Source organism: Microbacterium sp. TPD7012, from assembly GCF_003075395.1.
Classification (GTDB): domain Bacteria; phylum Actinomycetota; class Actinomycetes; order Actinomycetales; family Microbacteriaceae; genus Microbacterium.
Window position 1 is genome coordinate 323,392 of record NZ_QDFV01000005.1, and the last position, 19,405, is coordinate 342,796.

The window sequence follows — 19,405 nt, forward strand, 5'->3', positions numbered from 1 at the left end:
CCCGCTTCGGGTAAGAGAGCTGCTTCACGTGTATTGCCTCGGGGAGGGGTGCGATGTGGTGGCTAATTGACCTGCTCGGCGCTCCTGTGCGCCCAGAGATGTCGTTGCTGTTCAAGCGACTATCAGCTGAGCGGTCAGCGGTATGAGGAAGAGTGTGATCGAGCGAGGGGTTTCGCTCAACGGATCACGAGCAAAGGAGTGGCTGCGCACCCGGGGCTGGGATGCGACGGCGCTGAATCTTCATGTCTTCGCTGATGTGTTCGATGCACCTCGTTTTGGCTATTCGCGTACGTGGCTTGCAGCCGGTCAGTATGAACGCATCGGCTCCGAGGAATCTTCTCGCGTCAGAGCGTTGCTGCTCGTGGAAGGCAGCGCGGAGTTGGGCCTTGGCCATCAGATGTCTGACTTTGGGGTCGGAGATTTGGTTCTCGTCGGGGGGGCGTCACCGGTTGTGCTGTCCGCTACCGCGCCGGTGGCGATCTATGAGATCGTCACGGACTACGACCGGATGGGGTTGGGGAGGTATGAGCTTCCGCCCACGTCAGGACCTCACGCTACGTCTCCCAATTATTGGCCGGCGCTGACAGGCCTCATCAATCAGGTGTTGGCATCGTCCGTGACAGCAGAAGACTTCGGTATTAGCAGCGTCCGAACTGCCGTCGACAATCTTCTGCTTGCCTCGTTGAAGGAATCGACGGCGATGTCGGCGCGGAAGAGGTTTGCAGAGAAGAACCATCTCCTGAGCCGGGCACGAGCGATCATCCAGGACGAGGCGCACTCGTCGGATCTGACCGTTGCGCGTCTTGCCGAGCTGGTGCGGGTGTCGCGTGCGCACCTTCACCGCCTCTTCTCAGCGGATAACTCCACACCACTAGCGGAGATTCGTGCTGCACGGGTCGAGCTGGCGCAGCTACATCTCACAGAGGACAGTGGCTTGCAGGAGTCAAACTTGCTCGATGTCGCCCAACGGTCGGGATTCAAGACGGTCTCCGCTTTGCGTCGGGCACTCCGGCGGGCATGAGGGTCAAACCCGGTATCAGCCTCACAGGAGCACCGTAGTTGCGACCCCCGGATTGTCCGACACACCTAGCCCACAACGTCTACGGTCGGTGGGCGTCAGGAATGTCGCCTGACGGCGATCGTATGATCTCCTCTTCCGGCTTAGGGAAAGAACCAAGTCGCTTCCGCGTAAGAAGCAGCTTCCGAATCCATCTCTATTAGTGGAGGTTCTCACCTCCTTGGCGGTCACCCAGGTCCGCCACGCCTGGCGGGAGAACGCCCCCTCTCGCCAGGCGTCTCCGAGCTGGGTAAATGTTCTTTCGGAAAGAAGAAACCGTGGCTCTCTGGCTTGACCTTGCTGGCCTCTTCAACGTCCTCAGCCTGGCTGGAACGATGCTCGCTGTCATCAGCGCCATAGCCGCGGGTATCGCGTTCGCTATCGTAGGGACCCCGTCCGGTGGCGGTGTGGCTACCGTCTGGTGGTTGGGAGCTCTTGTTCCCACCATGTGCGCTCTCCTAGCTGGCAATTGGCTCCTTCCCGGAATCGCGGCCGCAGCTTTGCCCGTTTCATTGATCCTGGCGGGCATCGTCGGTCTGATTCGTGCTGGGTGGCCGACACCTACTGCACGGGTGGCGCGCCAATAGGCCTCACAACGGGCAACCACACCCAAGCAGGTGTAGTTCATTTACCTGGGCGTGCTCAGGCGAGCACCCCCAGTGCCACTGCAGTAAGCAAAAGGAGAGCCGCATCGAGCATCAGCACGATGTGCCAGCCGTTCTCTCGCGCAGTACGCCTGGTCATGGAGCCGCGCTCCGTGACCGACTGGGGGAGAGCAAGCGATATCGAGGCGGCGACGATCGAGGCGAGAGTCAACACAAGAACCACGGCTGTCCCGCTTTTCATTGCACTCGACGCTTTCTAAGCCCGGCCGCTTGATCGGACCGACCCGTGCGCCCCGCCTTAGGAAGGGACACCGTCTCCGTACCGGATCCAGCACACGAATAGTGGACTATTCGTGTGCTGCGCTCGATCTGCGCAGAGCAGGGCGCAGCGTGCCTACGAACCTGAGCGCTCGTGCCAAGAGCAGAGACAATGGAAGCGCACCTACGGCAACGGCTGGCATGATCCAGTTCCCAAGGACGAGGCCGCTGCACACAGTCAAGGCGAGACATATCAACCAACCAGCGGACGCCATTCCCCCGCCTGCGGGGGAGCCGAGGAAAGTGAAAGCGATCGCCGCGGTGACCGCAGCTCCGATCGCAAGCGCTGCACCGGCCAGACCGAGGAACGTGAAGGCGTCAAGAAGATCAAGCCAGAGGGCCATGTTCTTCTCACCCAAAGTGAGCTGGTGCGGGGGCGTTGCGTGGACCGCCGTCTCCCAGTTGATGCTTGACAGCGTCGATGGCGGTCGTCCCTGTGTGACACCTTCATGCATGGTTCGTGAGCTCTCGACCAGTAGGAGCGTCCGCCGCTATTCCTGCCGCGCGATCGATGAGGGGACCTGTTGCTCGGGCGATGAGGTAGAAGATCGGGGATGCGACAAGCACAGTGAGCGGCGCCCACCATAAGGAGATTGGAGCCGAAGGAAGAGTCACGGCAGCCACACAGATCGCCCAGACAGCGATACACCGCCTCCGAGAACTCGCTGCAGCCCGCCCCCGCTCTGTGGCTGCAATCAGGCTGACGAGTCCTGCAACGAGGAGTGAGCACACCAGAACCATGCATGTCATGGCCATCATGGATTCTTCAAAGTTGACGGCGAGGGACTCCGATGTGGATCTCATGAGCACGAGACCAACCCCTCGACTGACCTCAAACACGGCTGCTCCCTCTACCCGCCCTGCCGCCCGCTATGGAGTGGCTAGCTCGAGGATGGGGGATGCGTCTGGTGCGTTCTTCCGCGAACATGCGTCAGCTTCCTATAGACCTCGGTGAATACGTCGATTCCTGCCTACCGGGTTTTCGCGACCCGCCGGCACGATGATGAACTGATCGGAGACATAGCGCTCGAAAATGGCGAGGTTCGAGCGGAATGGTGAGCGCTGACGTGGTGTCAGGTTTTTCCCGCTTATAGGAGAAAGCGTGCGTGACGTCCGTTCCTACTTCGTAGCGCTCGCTCGAGCCCCAGCTCCAGCACCGCGACGGCGCGGGCCCGGCTCCACTGGAATCTGCTTGTCGACATCCGGCTCTGCGTCCCGCCCGTATCCGCGATAATCGCCGTAGTATTCCCTGCCGTAGTACGCCGACTCGGCTCCCTTGCGGGGGACGCGGTTCAGGACGACGCCGAGCACACGACCCGTCGTGCGGGTGATGTTCTCGATGGCGCGCTGCAGCATGTCGAAGGTGGTCTTCCCCGACGACACGACGATCAGCACGCCGTCCGCGCCGGCGGCGAGCACGGCGGCATCCGTCACCGGCAGCACCGGAGGGGAGTCGAGGATCACGATCGCGGACTTGCTGATCTCTGCCAGGAAGTCGCGCATGCGGTGCGAGCCGAGGAGCTCGCTCGGGTTCGGCGGGATGCGCCCAGCCCCCACGACGGCCAGCGGCACGTCGCGCGACGGGCGGTGCGCGACATCCTGCAGGTCGGCACGCCCGGCGAGAACGTCGGTGAGGCCGACATCCTTGGACATCCCGAAGATGTCGGCGATGACCGGGCGACGCAGATCGCAGTCGATGAGGATCGCCCACTGGCCCGCGGCGGCGAGGCTCGAGGCGAGGTTGACCGACACGGTCGACTTGCCGTCGCCGGGCACCGAGCTGGTGACGACGATGACGCGCGGCGGGTTGTCGACGTCGATGAACTGCAGATTCGTGCGCAGCTCGCGCATCGATTCGATCGTGTGGTGCGAGACGCCGTGCTGCGACTCCAGCGAGAAGTCGATCACCTGGCGCTCGTCGGACATCGACTTCTCGAGCGGGAGCGTGCCGATGACCGAGACGCCGGTCTCGCGCTCGATGTCGCGCGGGTGGCGGACCCGACGATCAACCAGATAGCGCAGGAGCACATACAGCAACCCGAGGGCGAGGCCGAGGACCGCACCCGTGACGATATTGAGCCGAGTATTCGGAGAGGAAGGGGCGGCGGGGAGACGCGCGGAGTCCCCGACGATCAGCTCAACGGCAGCCGATGTAGTTTCGGTGCCTCCCTCTAGTTTCTCGACCTCAATAGCCATACCTCGCATCCACGCTTCCGCGAGTTGCTGCGCTGACTTTGGCGTCGGCCCCGTCGCGGTTACCTGCAGTGCCGTCGTGTCGACGGGGTTCGTCACCGTGACGTGGTTGACGAGGACGTCGGGGGAGGTGTCGAGGTCGAGCTCGTCGATCGCGTGCTCGGCGACGGCGCGCCACGAGCCCAGGTTCAGGTACGACTTCACCCGGCTCTGGGCGAGCTGGTTGCCCACGAGAGCGCTGCCGCTCGTGCCGTCGCCGCCGACGGCGGTGACGATGCCGGTCGTGTCGGCCGAGTACACGCGAGGCTGCATCGCGCTCCAGCCAAAGGCGACACCACCACACAGCGCCGTCACCACCACGATGACGATCCAGTGGGCACGCAGTATGCGGACATAGTCGCCGATGCTCATCCGTGAATCCTCCTTCGATTTCCCGAGGACTCATGCACGGGAATCACCAGGGGAGAGCATAGGAGCCTGATTGTCCAACTGACCAAGTGATAGGCCGTCAGGTGGAAACATCACCGCAGCTTGATCAAGAAGTCTCCAGTTTCAGTGGGTGCGTTTCGATTTTGACCCCGACCGTGGTGGCTCACTGGGCATCCAGGAACGACATCCCATCTAGTCCCAGATTGCAAAAAGTAACTACACGGACGCTGAACATCTCCTGTTCCTCCAGATCGCTATGCTCCGCGCCCTGGCCCAATGACGATTGCTCAGAACGGGGTCTATGCCATAGACCTCCTGCTCGGGAGGGGGAATGAGGATGGATTCACGTCCGGAGTTCGAAGGCGCAAGATCTTGCCCTCCTGCCGCGAACCGACCGCATGACCGAACCACAGGAAGTACTGCACATGACTGACTCTGAGACACCTTCCGTCGTCGAAAAGCCTCGCTCGACACTGACCCGACGGACCGTCGTTCAGGGCGCAGCGTGGAGCATTCCCGTCATCGCCGCGGCGGTTTCAACGCCTCTAGCGGCGGCATCTGTCGCACTCGAGCTGACGTTCAACAGCCCGACATATCCAGGGACCGCATGCACCACCATCACGGGTGTGCAGGTAACCGCGACGAGCGGCGGGGCGACGGCTCCCAACACCTCTGTGACGGTGACGCTCGCTTCGGGCTACACCTTCGCTGACGGCTCTACGAGCTTCACCGGAGTCACCGACGGAACGGGCTCGCTCACGCTACCGGCAGTTCGTGTGCCTGCGGAAGGTGGCGACGCGAACTTCCTGGCTACATCCGGCACCGCAACCGCGACCGCGACCGCAACTGCCCCGATCACGGGTTCGTTCGGCTGGATCAGCCAGAACACCTACAAGGATGCTCCGGCTGTCCCGCCGGGATCGACTCCGGCGTTTGGTGGCCTGTTCCTCACACCGGACAACCGGCTCATCGGTCCGGATGGAACTGTGTTTGCCAACAATGTTGCCGAGGTGGGGCAGGGTTACAGTGCCGCCGTCTCCTATCACCTGGGATTGCGTCTGACTGACGGTACCTTCGCGTGGCTCAACGACGGGGTCTACTCTCCTGCGCCCAACATTCCTGCTGGGTCGACGTTGGCCTACGGTGGTCTCTGGCTCACCCCAGACGGTCGGCTCATCGACGCAGCCGGGACCGTCTATGCCACCGATGTGGTGGCGATCAGCGACGGTCACGATGGTGGCGACTCTTGGCACCTAGGTGTTCAGCATGCTGACGGCACCTTCGGATGGATCAACACCGGCGTGTACGCGGCTTCGCCGGCGATCCCGGCAGGGTCTACGCCGGCATACGGAGGCCTCTTCCTCACACCGGACAACCGGCTCATCGACTCGAGCGGCACCGTCTACGCCACCAATGTGCGCTCTTGGGGTCAGGGCTACGCCACGACGACCAGTTGGCACCTGGCGCTCGAGCACACGGACGGCACCTTCGGGTGGATCAACACCGGCACGTATATCGCGGCCCCGGGAATTCCGGCGGGATCGACCCCGGCGTTCGGCGGTCTTTGGCTGACCCCCGACGGGCGAATCATCAGCGCGGACGGAACCGTCTTCGCCAGCAATGTTGAGTCCATCGGCGATGGATACAACGTTGACGGCGACTGGCACTTGGGCATCAAGCTGAGGCCGACCGCCTGCGCCTGGTAACCACGCACGAACAAGAACGGGTGCCCCTTGTCTTCGCAGATAGGGGGCACCCCTGTTCTATAGGAGGAGCAGGCTTGACGAGGGTTCTCCGGATCACTGCTACGGGCAGAAGCCGCTTCATCGATGTCGACGCGTTCGGCGACTACGAGCGCGAAGTTGGAGGCGCTGTCGCAACGATGCCTCTCGGCGACGACCATCTCCTAATCCTTGACGGAGAAGCAACTTTCGCCGGTCACCCGAACAGCCTCGCCATGGCAGCTGTGGCACACCTGGCGAGTAGCATGACGCACGAAGATGTGATTCGGGGCACGGTGCTCGTCGTGCGCTTAGACGCCGCCGGGCGGTGGTGCGATGTCGACGACAGTATCGACCACGAGATCAGTGGTTTGGCGGCTTTGCTCCGCTACTAGAATCCGTGCGTTTGTGACTACTGAACCCACGATAGTTGGATCGGATCGGCGGCGAAGTCGACCTGCGGCCACAGCAGATAGCTTTGCGACGTGTACTCCCACTGGTCATCGCCGTCTTGTGACCTGAAGGTCAAGTCCACGCTCAGGCCCTGTGCGACGCGTACGGTCGTGAGTTCTCCGTGCAGCAGGATGACCGGCAGGTTTCCGAGGGCCGCCTGGTCCTCGGGCGCGAGTGTCCGTTGCGCGGACCCTTCGGTAAAAGTCCCGCGAACCTTCGCCAGGTCCACACCGATGCCGCAAGGGGTCGAAGTTCCGGTCATCGCGAGGCATTCTCCGAGAGACGTACTGACCAGTTCAGCGAAGGTCTTCACCCCTTTCTCGGAGAGAACCACCTTTGTCTGTTGCATTTGCGTGACGTCTGCGTCAGACGTGAGGGTGAATTCGGTGTCCCCGTAGAACGCGAAATAGTCTGAGCCGAGCGAAATCTGGTACCTCCCCGGGAAGACGACCGTGTCTCCCTCCGGAAGCGGAGTCCCGTTGATCTGCACGCTCGCCCCAGTGAAGCCTCCGTACGCGGGCACTGCGGTCAAAGCGTCTGTGATCAGCCAGCCCTCACCGTTCCGCTTCACATCGAACGTTCTGCTGACATCGGTGTCCCCGACGCTGAACGCTGCCATGATCACGCCGTTTTCGTTTGCGACGTCGATTGTGCGGATAGGTGCGAGTTCGAGAGACGCGTCCAGGACCTCTTGAGTGAGAAGCGATGCATCCGCTTCCGTGTGAACGAGGCTCTTAAGCGTCTTGAGGTCTCCGTCAGCGAGAGCAGCCAGGAACTGCTCGACGGCTCGCACCGGCGCGTTTTGGTTGTAGCTCCAGATAGCAACGGCCGCACTTGCCCCGCCTAACAAGAGGAGGACGGCTGCGGCGCCGATGATGCGCCCCCGGTAGCTACGACGCGGGGGCTTTGACACATTTTCGACCGCGAGCGGAGTCGGTGGATGCTGGATGAGCAACTCGCCTCGGCCTTCGGGCTCAGATGACTCCATCACCTTGTCCTTCCTGAAGTTCGCCGTTGCGGATCTCTTAGACACTGACTTCACGCCCGAGTACGAGTACGAGACCGTGATCCTGATGGCGAGGGGGTAGCGGGTGGACAGCCCCGGGCCTGCGAGTCATCGTGATGTGCAACATCCGGGTTACTCCGGTCACCAGTAGCACGAGCGGCAATGCCGAGATGGCGACCGCCGGCAAGATCCAGTTGCCGAAGAAGCAACCGCACAGGCTGAGCATCACCGCGACGAGCCAGCCGGCTGTGGCGAGCCCCCCACTGCTAGCGCTTGAGAGCGCGAATGCGATCGCTGCAAAACCTGCACTCGCGAAGGCCGCGATCACTCCCACGTGCGCAAGCAGGCCGAACATTTCACTGAGGTCACGCACGAGTGCCGCGGAGCCCATGGTTCTTCTTCCTTGTGTGCCCTTGAATTCTCGGGATATGGAGGTGAGGGGGTGCCTCACCTCCATATCCCGAGCCATTCCGGGGGGCGCTAAGTGGAGGCAGGCGCCTCCAATTAGTAGACGGCTTTAGCTCAGCTACGTCACGCGGGATACCCATACCTGCAGGCGAAGACGCGGAACTGGAGACTTTCTGAAGCGGGACGTCACATTCCGCCGCCGTAACAGGTGGCCGATTCGTAGGTCTGCCCATAGCGGCGTTAATGAGGCGCTTGCATCGGCGATCCGGTCTGACACGAGTTCCCTGATGCGACGATCACCGGAAACGATCGTTTGTGGCAGGCCAACCGCCTTCGGCGCTCAGACACGCGACACGCCGGCAATCGGCCCACCGAAAACCCCTGCCGAAACAGCAGGCCACCGAAACCTGTGTTGTACCCTTTCGGCGCGACACCAGGTCGTGGTGATTGTTGGCGTGGAAGATCTTGGTCTGGTGCTGCACGTCAGGTGAGTTTGTTTGATGATCGTAGTCAGGCGCGGTTTCGAACGCCTCGCCTCACCAGGGGCCGGATGGCTGCCGCCGTCATCAGTATGAGGGCTGCTGCCGCTGATGAATATAGGATCCAGGCGTTGGACGCGACTCCACCCGGGCTAGTTGTGATGGCGGCGATGATCGCAAGTATCACGGTCACGACGGTGATTGCGAAGATCCAGGTCTCAGCGTGTGCGGTCGTCTCGATGGGGCGAGCGGTCGCCCGAATGGCGGCCACGATCGCCATTGCTGCGGAAAGCAGAAGCCCCCCAATGGTGGCGAGCGTCATCGCCCAGCCGAACACTACGACGGCTGTACTACGTGCTCCACAGGTCACGAGGAGTGGCGCGAACGTGTACGAGAAGTCAGCCGTGCAGTGCAGGTCGCGGGTTTGACTCCAAGACGCCACCGAGACAATCAGTGGGATGATGACGCTGACGCTGAGCGCCGCCCATCCGATAGAGATGGGCGGCCTCCAACGGTTCTGGTTTTTTTCCATCAATCAATTGTGGAGCAGTCCCAAGGGAGCGCAGGGTCGTTTCCGAAGTTGCCTGAGTACTAAGAAATTCGGAGCCATACCTGGAGAGTCCGATGATGGCGCGTTGTTCAACGCCATCCGATTTGAGGTTGGTCCCGGCCCAGGATCGTTTTCCGGCGTTACGCCCATGCAGTCCATGAATGGCATCGAGGGGAACGACTCGCACCACGAGCGGCTTACCGGCTGCACGATCGCGCCGAGCACGCTCTGTGCGTCGTTCCCTTTGAGCGGGTACAGGTAGAGGTTCAGGGCCCCACCGCGAGAATCACCGCCCCGCCGCACGCTGCTCCGGCCAACCTCTTATTCATATCTCCTCCGATTCGAGAAACTACCCCCGTCCGAGTACTGCCAACGAGCTGATCGCTGGTCAAGCATTCTTCGTCGCCGTATCGCCACGGCGCTCATCCGGCGGTCGCACGCTATCGCTTCATGGTCTCGCGTGTGTCCGTTAGGGGATCGGTCCATGAGACACGCGGCAGGCGCTGTCGGATGCCCGCGATATCTTGAATTGTCCGTCTCACGGAAGGTGTTCGCCCTCCGTCTCATGGACGGTCACCTCAACGAGAAGCGAACGTGGGCGACCGCGATGCGTCGAAAGAAGCATCCGCAGCGGAGTTGCCCTCGTCCCAGTCGAACCTGATCGATCGGCGCCGCCTTGATAGCGCTCGTCGTCGTGGCGACGATCGACCACTACGACGAGTACCCGCCGCCCGGAGCACGGACCCTCGTGTCGGAGTCCAGCGTGATTCACGTCAGGACACGGGAGCGACGACGCGGATCCAGCGACCGCCGTCAGAGCGCGGCCGGCTCCTGCACGGACCGACGGGCGGGGAACGCCCGCGGATATGCCCGCTGCAGCGCGACGACGACCAGCGTGGCCGCCGCCACCTTGATGAGATCTCCGGGGAGGAACGCCAGGCTCGATACGGCGGTGGGAACGAGGGGCACGCCGGTCACGAGTGCCTGCACCGGGATCCCGAGGGCGTAGACGACGAGGACGCCGCCGATCAGAGAGGCCGCAGCGGCCCGCCACCACGTCACGCGTCCCGTCCGCATCAGCAGGCCGATCACGACCACGCCCGCGATCCAGCCGAGGAGGTATCCGGCGCTGGGGCCGACGAACACCCCGAGGCCGCCGCGCCCACCGGCCAGCACCGGGAGTCCGAGTGCGGCGAGCGCCAGGACGAGGATGACGGCGAGAGGCGCGACCCGCGGCCCGAGCACGAGCCCGGCGAGCATGACCCCGAGCGTCTGCGCGGTGATCGGCACGCCGCCGGGCAGCGGCACGATGACCGTGCCGAGCACGACGATCAGCGCGGAGAACACCGCGATGCGGCCGAGCCCGGCGCTGGAGACGGCGGGGCGGGAAGTCGACATGAATCCTCCTGAACACTGTTCACCTGAACGGTGTTCACTACAGTAGAGGCGTCGTCCACGTCCTGCAAACCCGTCCGAGGAGCGATCACGTCCATCACGCCCGCGCTTCGTCGCCTCGCCGCCGAAGACCCCACCCGTTCCGCGATCGTCGACGAAGGCGACCGCCTGACGTACGGCGACCTGTACGCGGAGTCGCGGCGGATCTCGGCGGCCCTCGACCGCCTGCTTCCGGCGTCTGCGGTCGACTCGGAACCTCCGATCGTCGCCGTCTGCCTGCGCACGGCGTTCGACACCGCGCGGATGGTCGTGGCGGTGGAGGCGGGCGACCGCATCCTCACCGTCATCGACGCGCACTGGCCGGTCCCGCTGCAGACGCAGCAGCTCGCCACGACCCGGGCGAGCGCGATCGTCACGGACGCACCCGCCCTGCGGGGTGCGCTGCGTGCCGCGGAGTGGCCGGGACTCGTCCTCGGACTCGCCGACCTGGAGTGCGCAGACCTGGACCTCATCGAGGCGGTGCCGGCCGACCCGACGCCGATCGCCGAAGACGCGCCGTTCCTCCTGCTGACCTCATCGGGGACGACGGGAACGCCGAAGGTCTTCCTGAAGACGCGGGCCCAGTACGCGGCGAACATCGACGTCTCCCGCCGCCACCTGGGCACAGCGGACGACATCGCCACCTTCGCTCCCGGGCCGATGTCGTACAGCCTGACCCTCTACGCACTGTTCGAGGTTCTCGCCACCGGCGGTCGGCTGCATGTCGCCGACCGTCTGGATGACCTCTGGCTCACCTCCCGCGTGCACGATGAGGGCATCACCCGCCTGGTCACCGTTCCCGCGGCGCTGCACGCTCTCGCCGACGCCGCGACACGCGCCCCCGGACGCTACGACGGCATCGAGCTGATCGTCACCGGCGGCGCCGCACTCTCGGCGGACGCGCGAACCCGGATCACCGCGGCGCTCCCGCGCGCCCGCGCGATCGGCTACTTCGGCACCGGTGAGCTCGGTTTCATCGGCGACGACCGTGCGGGTGGGGAGATGATCCGTCTCTATCCGCAGGTGCAGGCGCAGGTGCGCGACGATCACGGCGCGGTGCTGCCACCCGGCGCGTTCGGCACTCTGTGGGTGCGCTCACGCTCGTGCTCGACCGGATACCTTCCCGGCACGACGACGACGTCGTTGACGGATGCCGACGGCTGGGCGAGCGTGCACGATCAGGGGCGGCTTCGGGATCGGGAGTTCACCTTCGTCGGAAGGCGCGGCGACGTCGTCACCACGGGAGGATACACGGTCGCACTCGACGAGGTGGAGCGCGCGTTCGACGGCATGCCCGACCTCGGTGCAGCGTGCGCGATCGCCGAGATCCGGCCTACTCTCGGCGTGCGCATCGCGCTGGTCGTCGAAGGAGAGGGGCCGCCTCCGGCGGAGTTGCGCGCCTGGGCGAAGGGCCGGCTCGCACCGGCATCCGTTCCTCGTCGCTGGTACTCCCTGCCGGAGCTTCCGCGCACCTCGGGTGGCAAGATCCGCCGCGCCGCCGTCGCCGAGCTCATCGCCGTCGGGCAGGGTCGGGCATGAACCCGAAGAGGTCCGCGGTCGTGACGGGCGTCGGCGCCGTCACTCCCAGCGGCCTGACGGCCCCGGCCCTGTGGGCGTCCGTGCGGGCCGGACGCAGCGGGATCACGCGCCTTCCCCCGGAGCTCTCCAGCTCCGGGCCGGTGCAGGTCGGCGGAGTCATCCGCGGGTTCACGGCTCCCGGAGACCTCCCGACCCCGCTCATCCGCCACCTCACTCCGATGCAGCAGTGGGCGATCGCCGCGGCCGATGAGGCGATGACGTCTGCGGGCGCGACGCAGGGCCCCGACCTGCCGTGGGGCCCGCACGCGGTGCAGGTGATCGTCGCGACGGGTTCGGGACCGGTCGACGCTGTCCTGCACGCGGATGCGGCTCTGCGTCGACGCGGTCCCCGCGCGGTGCCGCCGGGCCTCTCCGTCTTCGGAACAGCGGATGCCGTCACCGGCGTGCTGAGCCGACGATACGGACTCCTCGGCCAGACTCACGCGGTCGCCGCGGCCTGCGCGAGCGGTGCCGTCGCGATCGGAGAGGGCATGCGGCGCATCCGCCACGGATATGCGGACGCCGTGCTGGTCGTCGGGGTGGACGACTGCCTCGGTCCGCTGCACCTCGCGGCACACGCGAACCTCCGGTCCGTGGTCACCGGCTTCGCCGACGACCCGGCAGCGGCCTCCCGCCCGTTCGACCGCGCACGCCGCGGCTTCGTCATGTCGCAGGGCGCGGCCGCGGTGCTGCTCGAGGCCGGCGACCTCGCGGAGGAGCGCGCTGCGCGGCCGGTCGCGACCGTGGCCGGGTTCGGCGCGACCGGCGACGCGCACCACGCCACCGCGCCGGACCCTGCGGCGGTCGGTGCGACCAGGGCGATCGAGGACTGCCTCACGGATGCCGGTGTCGCCGCATCCGAGATCGATCACGTGAACACGCACGGCACGGGCACGGTGCTCGGCGACGACGCCGAACTCGTCGCGCTGCGGAACGCGCTCGGCCGTCGCGCGCGGGCTGTCCCGCTCACGGCGACGAAGTCCACCACCGGGCACCTGCTCGGCGCGGCCGGCGTCGTCGAGGCCGTCATCGCCGCGATGACCCTGCGCGATCAGTCCCTGCCGCCGACCATCAACCTGAGCGATCCCGCCGACGGCTGGGACTTCGTCCGCGACACCGAGCGATCGCATCCGGTCCGCACGATCCTGTCGACCTCGTTCGGCTTCGGCGGTCACAACGCGGCTCTGCTGCTCGCCGGCCCTGACTGAGCTCGCGCCGCGGAAGAACCGACACGCTACGGCACCAGCACGACCTTCCCCCGCTGCCGGCGCTGCTCGATGGCGTCGTGCGCCGCCGCGGCATCCTCGAGTCGGTACTCGTCGACGGGCGGAACGGTACGGCCTTCCGCCACCGCGGCGAGCGCTCGGGTCTCGAGCAGCCGCAGGTCCGGCAGGGCTCGTCCGAGCGGAACGGTGACGGTGAGGGAGCGCTCGACGATGTCTCCGGAGTCGAGGCGAAGGACCTCGCCGCTCGACCAGCCGATGATCACGACACGGGCCCCGCGGCCGAGTGTCTCGAGCACTGCTCGACCCGTCGCGCCGCCGACGCCGTCCAGCAGGACCGAGGGCTGTCGCTCGCCGAGGAGCTCGGCCATCCGAGCCGGCCACGACTCGTCGGTCGCGTCCAACGGCACGAGCCTGCCGCCGGCGAGCTTCTCGCCGCGCGCGAGCTGCTCGACCACGGCGCGCTTCGACTCGCCGCCGTGAAGTGCGACGACCGTGGCCCCGGCCGACAGGGCGAGCTGCGCGAGCTGGCTTCCGAGACCGCCCGATGCCCCGGGGATGACGACGACGTCTTCCGGCCGGATCTGCGCGGAATCCAGCACGAGCTGAGCCGTGCGTCCGGTGCCGATCGTGGCGACGGCCTGCGGGAAGGTCACCCCATCGGGGACGCGGTGCAGGGCCTCGACCGGCGCCAGTGCGTATTCGGCGTAGCCGCCGCTGCGGAAGCCCACGTGGGCGACGACCCGCGATCCGGCGATGGCCGCGTCGACGCCCGGCCCCACGGCATCGACGACACCGGCCACCTCACGCCCGGGCGTCATCGGGAGCTCGGGTCTCGGCATCGACGGCGGACCGGCATCCTGTCGGATGGCGGTGTCGACCGCATGCACACCGGCCGCGGCGACAGCGACGCGCACCTCCCCCGCGCCGGGCTCGGGCAACGGCACCTCTTCGACCTGCAGCACCTCGCTGGCCCCGAACTCACGCTGCACGACCGCCCGCATGCTCCGCGCGCTGGACGAGCCGACGGTCACCGCATCCGCGCTCATGCGCCGACCTCCTCGCCGGTCGCGACGCTTTCGGCATCCGCCCGCATCCGGGGCGCCAGCACCGCCGCAGCGACCGCCACGACGGCTGCGAGGGCGAACACCGCGGTGAACGGATCCGCGACCGCAGCCACCGACGTGAACAGGATCCCGGTGACGGCCAACGCCAGCGCGCTGCCGAACGAGTCGGCGACGGTCATCGCGCCGCTGTTGAAGCCCTGGTTCTCGGGGGTCGACATCGACAGCGTCAATGCGCTGGTGCGGGGGCTCATCAGCCCCATCCCCACTCCCGCGACGACCCAGGCGACCGCGACGATCGCGGCATCCCAGACGAGCCCGGCGGTGGCGACGGTCAGCGCGATGCCGATGAGGACGAGGATCGTGCCGACCCGCACCGCCGTGATGCTCGACAGGCGCGTGCCCATCCGCCCCTGCACGGTCGCGGCGGCCGACCACGCGAGCGCACCGCCGGTCAGGGAGAGCCCGGCGAGCGTCGGCGTGAGGTCGTAGCGATCGGTGAGCAGGTACGGCAGATAGACCTGCGCACCGAAGAAGGCAGCAGCGGCGAGGCCGCGGACGAGGATGACGGAGGGCAGCCCTCGACCAGCACGGAGCGTGCCGCGGGGCACGAGCGGGCGCACGGCGATGAGCGCGATCACGATCGCGACGCCGGCGAGCACCGGGCCGAACCCGGGGATGTCACCGACCAGGTTCAGCGCGAGCACCGCGACGGCCGCCAGCACCGACCAGCCGAGCCGCCTGAAGGCCCACGGTGTCGCCGCATCACCGTCGTTCGAGAGTCCGCGCAGCGCCGGGATCACCATGAACAGGGCGACGAGCACCAGGATGACCACGCCGAGGAAGACCCAGTGCCAGCTCCAGAGTTCGGTCACGGCCCCCGCGACCGTCGGGCCGATGAGCGAGGGGATGACCCAGGCCGCGGCGAACCCGGCGAAGACGGCCGGATGCAGTGCCTGCGGGTAGACGCGAGCGACGACGACGTACAGGGCCACCATCAGCCCTCCGCTGCCCAGCCCCTGGGCGAAGCGCCCGGCGACGAGGATCTCCATGCTCGGCGCGAGGCCCGCGATCAGCAGACCCACGACGAACATGGCGACCGACGTGTACAGCGGCGCGACAGGACCGCGGCGATCCGACCAGTTTCCCGCGATCACCATGCCGATCACGCTGGTGGCCAGGGGCCCGGCGAAGGCGAGCGCGTACAGCCGCTCGCCGTCGAGGTCGGCGCTGACCGTCGGCATCACCGTCGTCACGGCCAGCGACTCGAACGCCCCGAGGAACACGAGCGCGCACGCGCCGATCGTGATCCAGAGGTACTCGCTGCTCATGATGCGCGGCGGGGCGGGGTTCGGCTTCGCCGGCGCTCCTGTTTCGGTAGTCATGAGAGACGACGATAAGACCTCAACAAAGGTTGAGGTCAAGACCTGCGGCTCAGCGCACGGGAAGGAAGTGCGTCGGCGCCGGAACCTGCGCCTCATGACGGATGCCGCGCACCGCGCCCGTGCGCTCGTCGAGGTCGAGCAGCGTGACCGTGTCGGAGCGCTGCCCCGCGACGAGCATCTTGCCCTCGTGCACGAAGTGGTGACGCGGCCAGTCGACACCGGAATCGGCGAGCGCGACCGACTCGAGGGTGTCGCCACCGCCGCGCACCCGCAGGGTCGCGATCGTGTTGCTGCCCCGGAGCGCGGTGTACAGGAACTGTCCGTCGCGCGAGCGCGCGAGCTCGGCCGGGAAGTCGGTGCCGATCTCGGCGATGGGGCTCGACAGCGTCGACGACACGACGCGCCAGGTGCCGTCGACGCCGGCGGCGAGGGTGAACACCTCGCACGAGTACTCGGTCACGACATGCAGGTGCCCGCTGGGGTGCACGACCATGTGGCGAGGCCCGGTGCCGAGCGGGAGCACCACCTCGTGGTCGAGGATCAACCCTTGGGCTGCCGAGCTCGTCCCCTGGGTTGCTGAGCCTGTCGAAGCACGCCAGATCCGCACCAGGTCGAACCCGAGGTCGGTGGTGGCGATGCGTCCGTCGGGCAGGAAAGCCGCGGCGTGCGCGTGCGAGACCCGGTCGGCGCCGGCCGCATGCGGGTCGGATGCGGCGATGCCGTCGCCCGGCGGGGTCGCCGCCGGGGCGTCGGGGTCCTCATCGCCGAACAGGGCCGCGCGCAGCGCCGCCGCGGCATCCGCCGTCCGCTGCGCCGGGACGAGGCGGCCGGCCGCATCCAGGCCGATCCGCACCACGCGTCCGTCGCCGTAACAGCTCGCGATGAGCGAGGATCCGTTCGGGGCGACGGCCAGGTGGCAGACGCTCTCGCCGACGGCGACGGGGTCGCCGAGCGGCGACAGCGCCGCCTCACCGGTACGCGCGAAGGCCTGCACCAGGGCATCCGCCTCGAGCGCCGCGTAGACGACGTCGAGGGACGGATGCTGCGCCAGCCACGACGGCGAGGGCGTCTCGGTGACGGCGCCGCGATAGGCGAGTGTCGTGGCCTCGCGGCCCTCGTCGCCCGCGAGCAGGCCGATGCCGTCGGCCGAGCCTTCCATCGCGGGACCGTAGCCGCCCAGCCAGAACCGTGTCATGCGGTCGCTCCCCGAGTTCAGTCGAGCAGATCGTGGCGCACGATGACCTGGTCGCGCTCGGGGCCGACTCCGATCACGGAGATGCGCGTGTTGCTCATCCTCTCCAGCGCCAGCACGTAGTCCTGCGCGTTCTGCGGCAGATCCTCGAAGGTGCGCGCGGTCGAGATGTCCTCGCTCCATCCGGGGAAGTACTCGAGGATCGGCTTCGCGTGGTGGAAGTCGGTCTGGTTCACCGGCACCTCGTCGAAGTGCACGCCGTCGACGTCGTAGGCGACGCAGACCGGGATCTGCTCGAGACCGGTGAGGATGTCGAGCTTCGTCAGCACGAGGTCGGTGATGCCGTTGATGCGCGTGGCATAGCGGGTGATCGGCGCGTCGTACCATCCCACCCGGCGCGGGCGGCCGGTGGTGGTGCCGAACTCGAAGCCCTGCTTGCGCAGCCACTCGCCCTGCTCGTCGAACAGCTCGGTCGGGAACGGACCCGAGCCGACCCGGGTCGTGTAGGCCTTGACGATGCCGACGATGCGGTCGAGCGCGCCCGGTCCGACGCCGGAGCCGGTCGCGGCGCCGCCCGCGGTCGCCGACGACGACGTCACGAACGGGTAGGTCCCGTGGTCGATGTCGAGCATCGTGGCCTGGCCGCCCTCGAAGACGACGACCTCGCCGCGGCCGAGTGCCTCGGCGATCAGGTAGCCGGTGTCGGCGACCATCGGGCGCAGACGGTCGGCGTACGACAGCAGGTCTTCGACGACCTCGTCGGCGGTGATCGCGCGACGGTTGAAGATCTTCACCAGCAGGTGGTTCTTCTGGTCGAGGGCGCCCTCGACCTTCTGACGCAGGATGTTCTCGTCGAAGATGTCCTGCACGCGGATGCCGACGCGGTTGATCTTGTCGGCGTAGGCCGGGCCGATGCCGCGGCCGGTGGTGCCGATCATGCGCTTGCCGAGGAAGCGCTCGGTGACCTTGTCGAGCGTGCGGTGGTACTGCGTGATGATGTGCGCGTTCGCGCTGACCCGCAGACGCGAGATGTCGATGCCGCGGGCGGCGAGCGCCTCGAGCTCGAAGAACAGCACCTCGAGGTCGACGACGACCCCGTTGCCGATCACCGGGTTGACGCCGGGAGAGAGGATGCCGGACGGCAGCAGGTGCAGCGCGTACTTCTCGTCGCCGACGACGACGGTGTGCCCGGCGTTGTTGCCGCCGTTGAACTTCACCACCCAGTCGGTGCGCTCACCGAGAAGATCGGTGGCTTTGCCTTTCCCTTCGTCGCCCCACTGCACGCCGACGATCACGATTCCTGGCATGGGTGTCCCCCCTGCTTTCGCCGGGTTTGCACCGGCCGATGAGCTGGCCCTCTTCGGGCGTTCCCATCCTATCGGGAGGGGGTTTCGAGGCTGTTTCGGGCGTTCTCATGGCCGAGGGCTGAGCGGACGGCCGCGACGGTGGCGGGAAAGCGACGGATGCTGTCGGTCCGGCCGATCGACGGATGTCGGGGGCCACTGCCAGGATCGGGGGATGCCACATGCAGCATCCGACGACCTCGGCGTTCGCGCGAGCGCCGGCGCACCCAGGAAGCAGGGTCCGCTCGTCCTCCTCGCCGCCCTCGTGACCGTCGTGCTCTGGGCCTCCGCGTTCATCGGCATCCGGGGCGCCGGCCCGCACTACGACCCGGGAGCCCTGGCTCTGCTGCGGATGGCCGTGGGAACGGTGGTGCTGACGATCATCGCCGTGCGCCACGGCATCCGTCTCCCGGAGCGCCGCCGCTGGTGGTTGATCGCGGTCTGGGGCGTCGGCTGGTTCTGCGTCTACAACCTGGCGCTGAACGCCGCCGAACGCACCCTCGATGCCGGCACCGCCGCGATGGTGGTGAACCTCGCCCCGCTGATGGTCGTCGTCTTCAGCGGACTGTTCCTCCGCGAGGGCTTCCCGAAGCCCCTGGTGATCGGGGCCCCGATCGCCTTCCTCGGCGTCGTGCTGATCGGCATGAACTCGTCCACGAGCGAAGGACCCGACATCACCGGGCTGCTCCTCGCCCTCCTGGCCGCGGTGATGTACGCCGGATGCACGCTCCTGCAGAAGCGCCTTCTCACCGCGGGCACCGATGCGACGACGCTGACCTGGCTCGGCGCCGCGGCCGGGACGATCGCGCTGCTGCCGTGGACAGGCAGCCTCATCGGCGCCCTGCAGACCGCACCGCTCGATGCGACGCTGTGGGTCGTCTATCTCGGCATCTTCCCCACGGCGATCGCCTTCACCACCTGGGCCTATGTGCTGCAGCGCAGCACATAGGCCCAGGTGGTGAAGGCG

15 protein-coding genes are annotated in these 19,405 nt (G+C 66.7%); 6 read left to right on the forward strand and 9 right to left on the reverse strand.

All coding sequences use genetic code 11. The annotated features are described in order from the left end of the window. The first annotated feature begins 154 nt into the window (after positions 1–154). On the forward strand, positions 155–1,021 hold the full coding sequence (locus DC434_RS15875; protein ID WP_165808097.1) for a helix-turn-helix domain-containing protein: 867 nt from the start codon (positions 155–157) through the stop codon (positions 1,019–1,021). 2,078 nt (positions 1,022–3,099) lie between these two features. Here the strand turns inward: DC434_RS15875 and DC434_RS15885 are convergent. After that, positions 3,100–4,584 (reverse strand): polysaccharide biosynthesis tyrosine autokinase, encoded by a 1,485-nt coding sequence (locus tag DC434_RS15885; RefSeq protein ID WP_116636270.1) that lies wholly within the window; start codon positions 4,582–4,584, stop codon positions 3,100–3,102. Positions 4,585–5,027: 443 nt separating this feature from the next. Here DC434_RS15885 and DC434_RS20015 point away from each other — a divergent pair, with 443 nt between their 5' ends. Together DC434_RS20015 and DC434_RS15895 are read left to right on the forward strand one after the other, a co-directional pair. Then, positions 5,028–6,308 (forward strand): hypothetical protein, encoded by a 1,281-nt coding sequence (locus tag DC434_RS20015; protein WP_133192830.1) that lies wholly within the window; start codon positions 5,028–5,030, stop codon positions 6,306–6,308. Positions 6,309–6,382: 74 nt separating this feature from the next. Next, on the forward strand, positions 6,383–6,718 hold the full coding sequence (locus tag DC434_RS15895) for a hypothetical protein (RefSeq protein ID WP_116636272.1): 336 nt from the start codon (positions 6,383–6,385) through the stop codon (positions 6,716–6,718). Between the two features lie 17 nt (positions 6,719–6,735). Here the strand turns inward: DC434_RS15895 and DC434_RS15900 are convergent, their stop codons facing one another. The 4 genes from DC434_RS15900 to DC434_RS15915 form a co-directional block, all read right to left on the reverse strand. Then, positions 6,736–7,764 carry a hypothetical protein gene (locus tag DC434_RS15900; protein ID WP_116636273.1) on the reverse strand — a complete coding sequence of 343 codons (1,029 nt, stop codon included), beginning with the start codon at positions 7,762–7,764 and terminating at the stop codon, positions 6,736–6,738. A gap of 37 nt (positions 7,765–7,801) precedes the next feature. Beyond that, positions 7,802–8,173, reverse strand: a complete 372-nt coding sequence (locus DC434_RS15905; RefSeq protein ID WP_116636274.1) for a hypothetical protein — start codon at positions 8,171–8,173, stop codon at positions 7,802–7,804. Between the two features lie 527 nt (positions 8,174–8,700). Then, positions 8,701–9,201 (reverse strand): hypothetical protein, encoded by a 501-nt coding sequence (locus DC434_RS15910; RefSeq protein ID WP_116636275.1) that lies wholly within the window; start codon positions 9,199–9,201, stop codon positions 8,701–8,703. An 831-nt stretch (positions 9,202–10,032) separates the two neighbouring features. After that, the gene (locus tag DC434_RS15915; RefSeq protein ID WP_116636276.1) at positions 10,033–10,617 is read right to left on the reverse strand and encodes a biotin transporter BioY; all 585 of its coding nucleotides are present in this window, start codon (positions 10,615–10,617) and stop codon (positions 10,033–10,035) included. 30 nt (positions 10,618–10,647) lie between these two features. Here DC434_RS15915 and DC434_RS15920 point away from each other — a divergent pair, with 30 nt between their 5' ends. Together DC434_RS15920 and DC434_RS15925 are read left to right on the forward strand one after the other, a co-directional pair. Then, the gene (locus tag DC434_RS15920; protein WP_116636277.1) at positions 10,648–12,192 is read left to right on the forward strand and encodes a class I adenylate-forming enzyme family protein; all 1,545 of its coding nucleotides are present in this window, start codon (positions 10,648–10,650) and stop codon (positions 12,190–12,192) included. Beyond that, on the forward strand, positions 12,189–13,439 hold the full coding sequence (locus tag DC434_RS15925) for a beta-ketoacyl-[acyl-carrier-protein] synthase family protein (protein WP_116636278.1): 1,251 nt from the start codon (positions 12,189–12,191) through the stop codon (positions 13,437–13,439). The genes DC434_RS15920 and DC434_RS15925 overlap by 4 nt, the downstream gene beginning before the upstream one ends. A gap of 26 nt (positions 13,440–13,465) precedes the next feature. On the opposite strand, the gene DC434_RS15930 is transcribed toward DC434_RS15925, so the two are convergent. The 4 genes from DC434_RS15930 to DC434_RS15945 form a co-directional block, all read right to left on the reverse strand. Further along, positions 13,466–14,503, reverse strand: a complete 1,038-nt coding sequence (locus tag DC434_RS15930; protein WP_207769986.1) for a zinc-binding dehydrogenase — start codon at positions 14,501–14,503, stop codon at positions 13,466–13,468. Then, the gene (locus DC434_RS15935) at positions 14,500–15,849 is read right to left on the reverse strand and encodes an MFS transporter (protein WP_116636279.1); all 1,350 of its coding nucleotides are present in this window, start codon (positions 15,847–15,849) and stop codon (positions 14,500–14,502) included. Before DC434_RS15935 ends, DC434_RS15930 begins: the two co-directional genes overlap by 4 nt. A gap of 103 nt (positions 15,850–15,952) precedes the next feature. Next, the gene (locus tag DC434_RS15940) at positions 15,953–17,098 is read right to left on the reverse strand and encodes a beta-propeller fold lactonase family protein (RefSeq protein WP_116636280.1); all 1,146 of its coding nucleotides are present in this window, start codon (positions 17,096–17,098) and stop codon (positions 15,953–15,955) included. Between the two features lie 17 nt (positions 17,099–17,115). Continuing rightward, the gene (locus DC434_RS15945) at positions 17,116–18,402 is read right to left on the reverse strand and encodes an adenylosuccinate synthase (protein ID WP_116636281.1); all 1,287 of its coding nucleotides are present in this window, start codon (positions 18,400–18,402) and stop codon (positions 17,116–17,118) included. A gap of 211 nt (positions 18,403–18,613) precedes the next feature. Between DC434_RS15945 and DC434_RS15950 the strand changes: the two genes are divergently transcribed. Further along, entirely contained in the window at positions 18,614–19,387 is a 774-nt protein-coding gene (locus tag DC434_RS15950) for a DMT family transporter (RefSeq protein ID WP_116636282.1), read from the forward strand. The last annotated feature ends 18 nt before the right edge of the window (positions 19,388–19,405 follow it).

Excerpts from the sequence above, each read along its gene's own strand:
- DC434_RS15885 (WP_116636270.1), bottom strand. The coding sequence starts at position 4,584 with ATGAGCATCGGCGACTATGTCCGCATACTGCGTGCCCACTGGATCGTC.
- DC434_RS20015 (WP_133192830.1), top strand. The coding sequence starts at position 5,028 with ATGACTGACTCTGAGACACCTTCCGTCGTCGAAAAGCCTCGCTCGACA.
- DC434_RS15900 (WP_116636273.1), bottom strand. The coding sequence starts at position 7,764 with ATGGAGTCATCTGAGCCCGAAGGCCGAGGCGAGTTGCTCATCCAGCAT.
- DC434_RS15905 (WP_116636274.1), bottom strand. The coding sequence starts at position 8,173 with ATGGGCTCCGCGGCACTCGTGCGTGACCTCAGTGAAATGTTCGGCCTG.
- DC434_RS15910 (WP_116636275.1), bottom strand. The coding sequence starts at position 9,201 with ATGGAAAAAAACCAGAACCGTTGGAGGCCGCCCATCTCTATCGGATGG.
- DC434_RS15915 (WP_116636276.1), bottom strand. The coding sequence starts at position 10,617 with ATGTCGACTTCCCGCCCCGCCGTCTCCAGCGCCGGGCTCGGCCGCATC.
- DC434_RS15925 (WP_116636278.1), top strand. The coding sequence starts at position 12,189 with ATGAACCCGAAGAGGTCCGCGGTCGTGACGGGCGTCGGCGCCGTCACT.
- DC434_RS15930 (WP_207769986.1), bottom strand. The coding sequence starts at position 14,503 with ATGAGCGCGGATGCGGTGACCGTCGGCTCGTCCAGCGCGCGGAGCATG.
- DC434_RS15935 (WP_116636279.1), bottom strand. The coding sequence starts at position 15,849 with ATGAGCAGCGAGTACCTCTGGATCACGATCGGCGCGTGCGCGCTCGTG.
- DC434_RS15940 (WP_116636280.1), bottom strand. The coding sequence starts at position 17,098 with ATGACACGGTTCTGGCTGGGCGGCTACGGTCCCGCGATGGAAGGCTCG.
- DC434_RS15945 (WP_116636281.1), bottom strand. The coding sequence starts at position 18,402 with ATGCCAGGAATCGTGATCGTCGGCGTGCAGTGGGGCGACGAAGGGAAA.
- DC434_RS15950 (WP_116636282.1), top strand. The coding sequence starts at position 18,614 with ATGCCACATGCAGCATCCGACGACCTCGGCGTTCGCGCGAGCGCCGGC.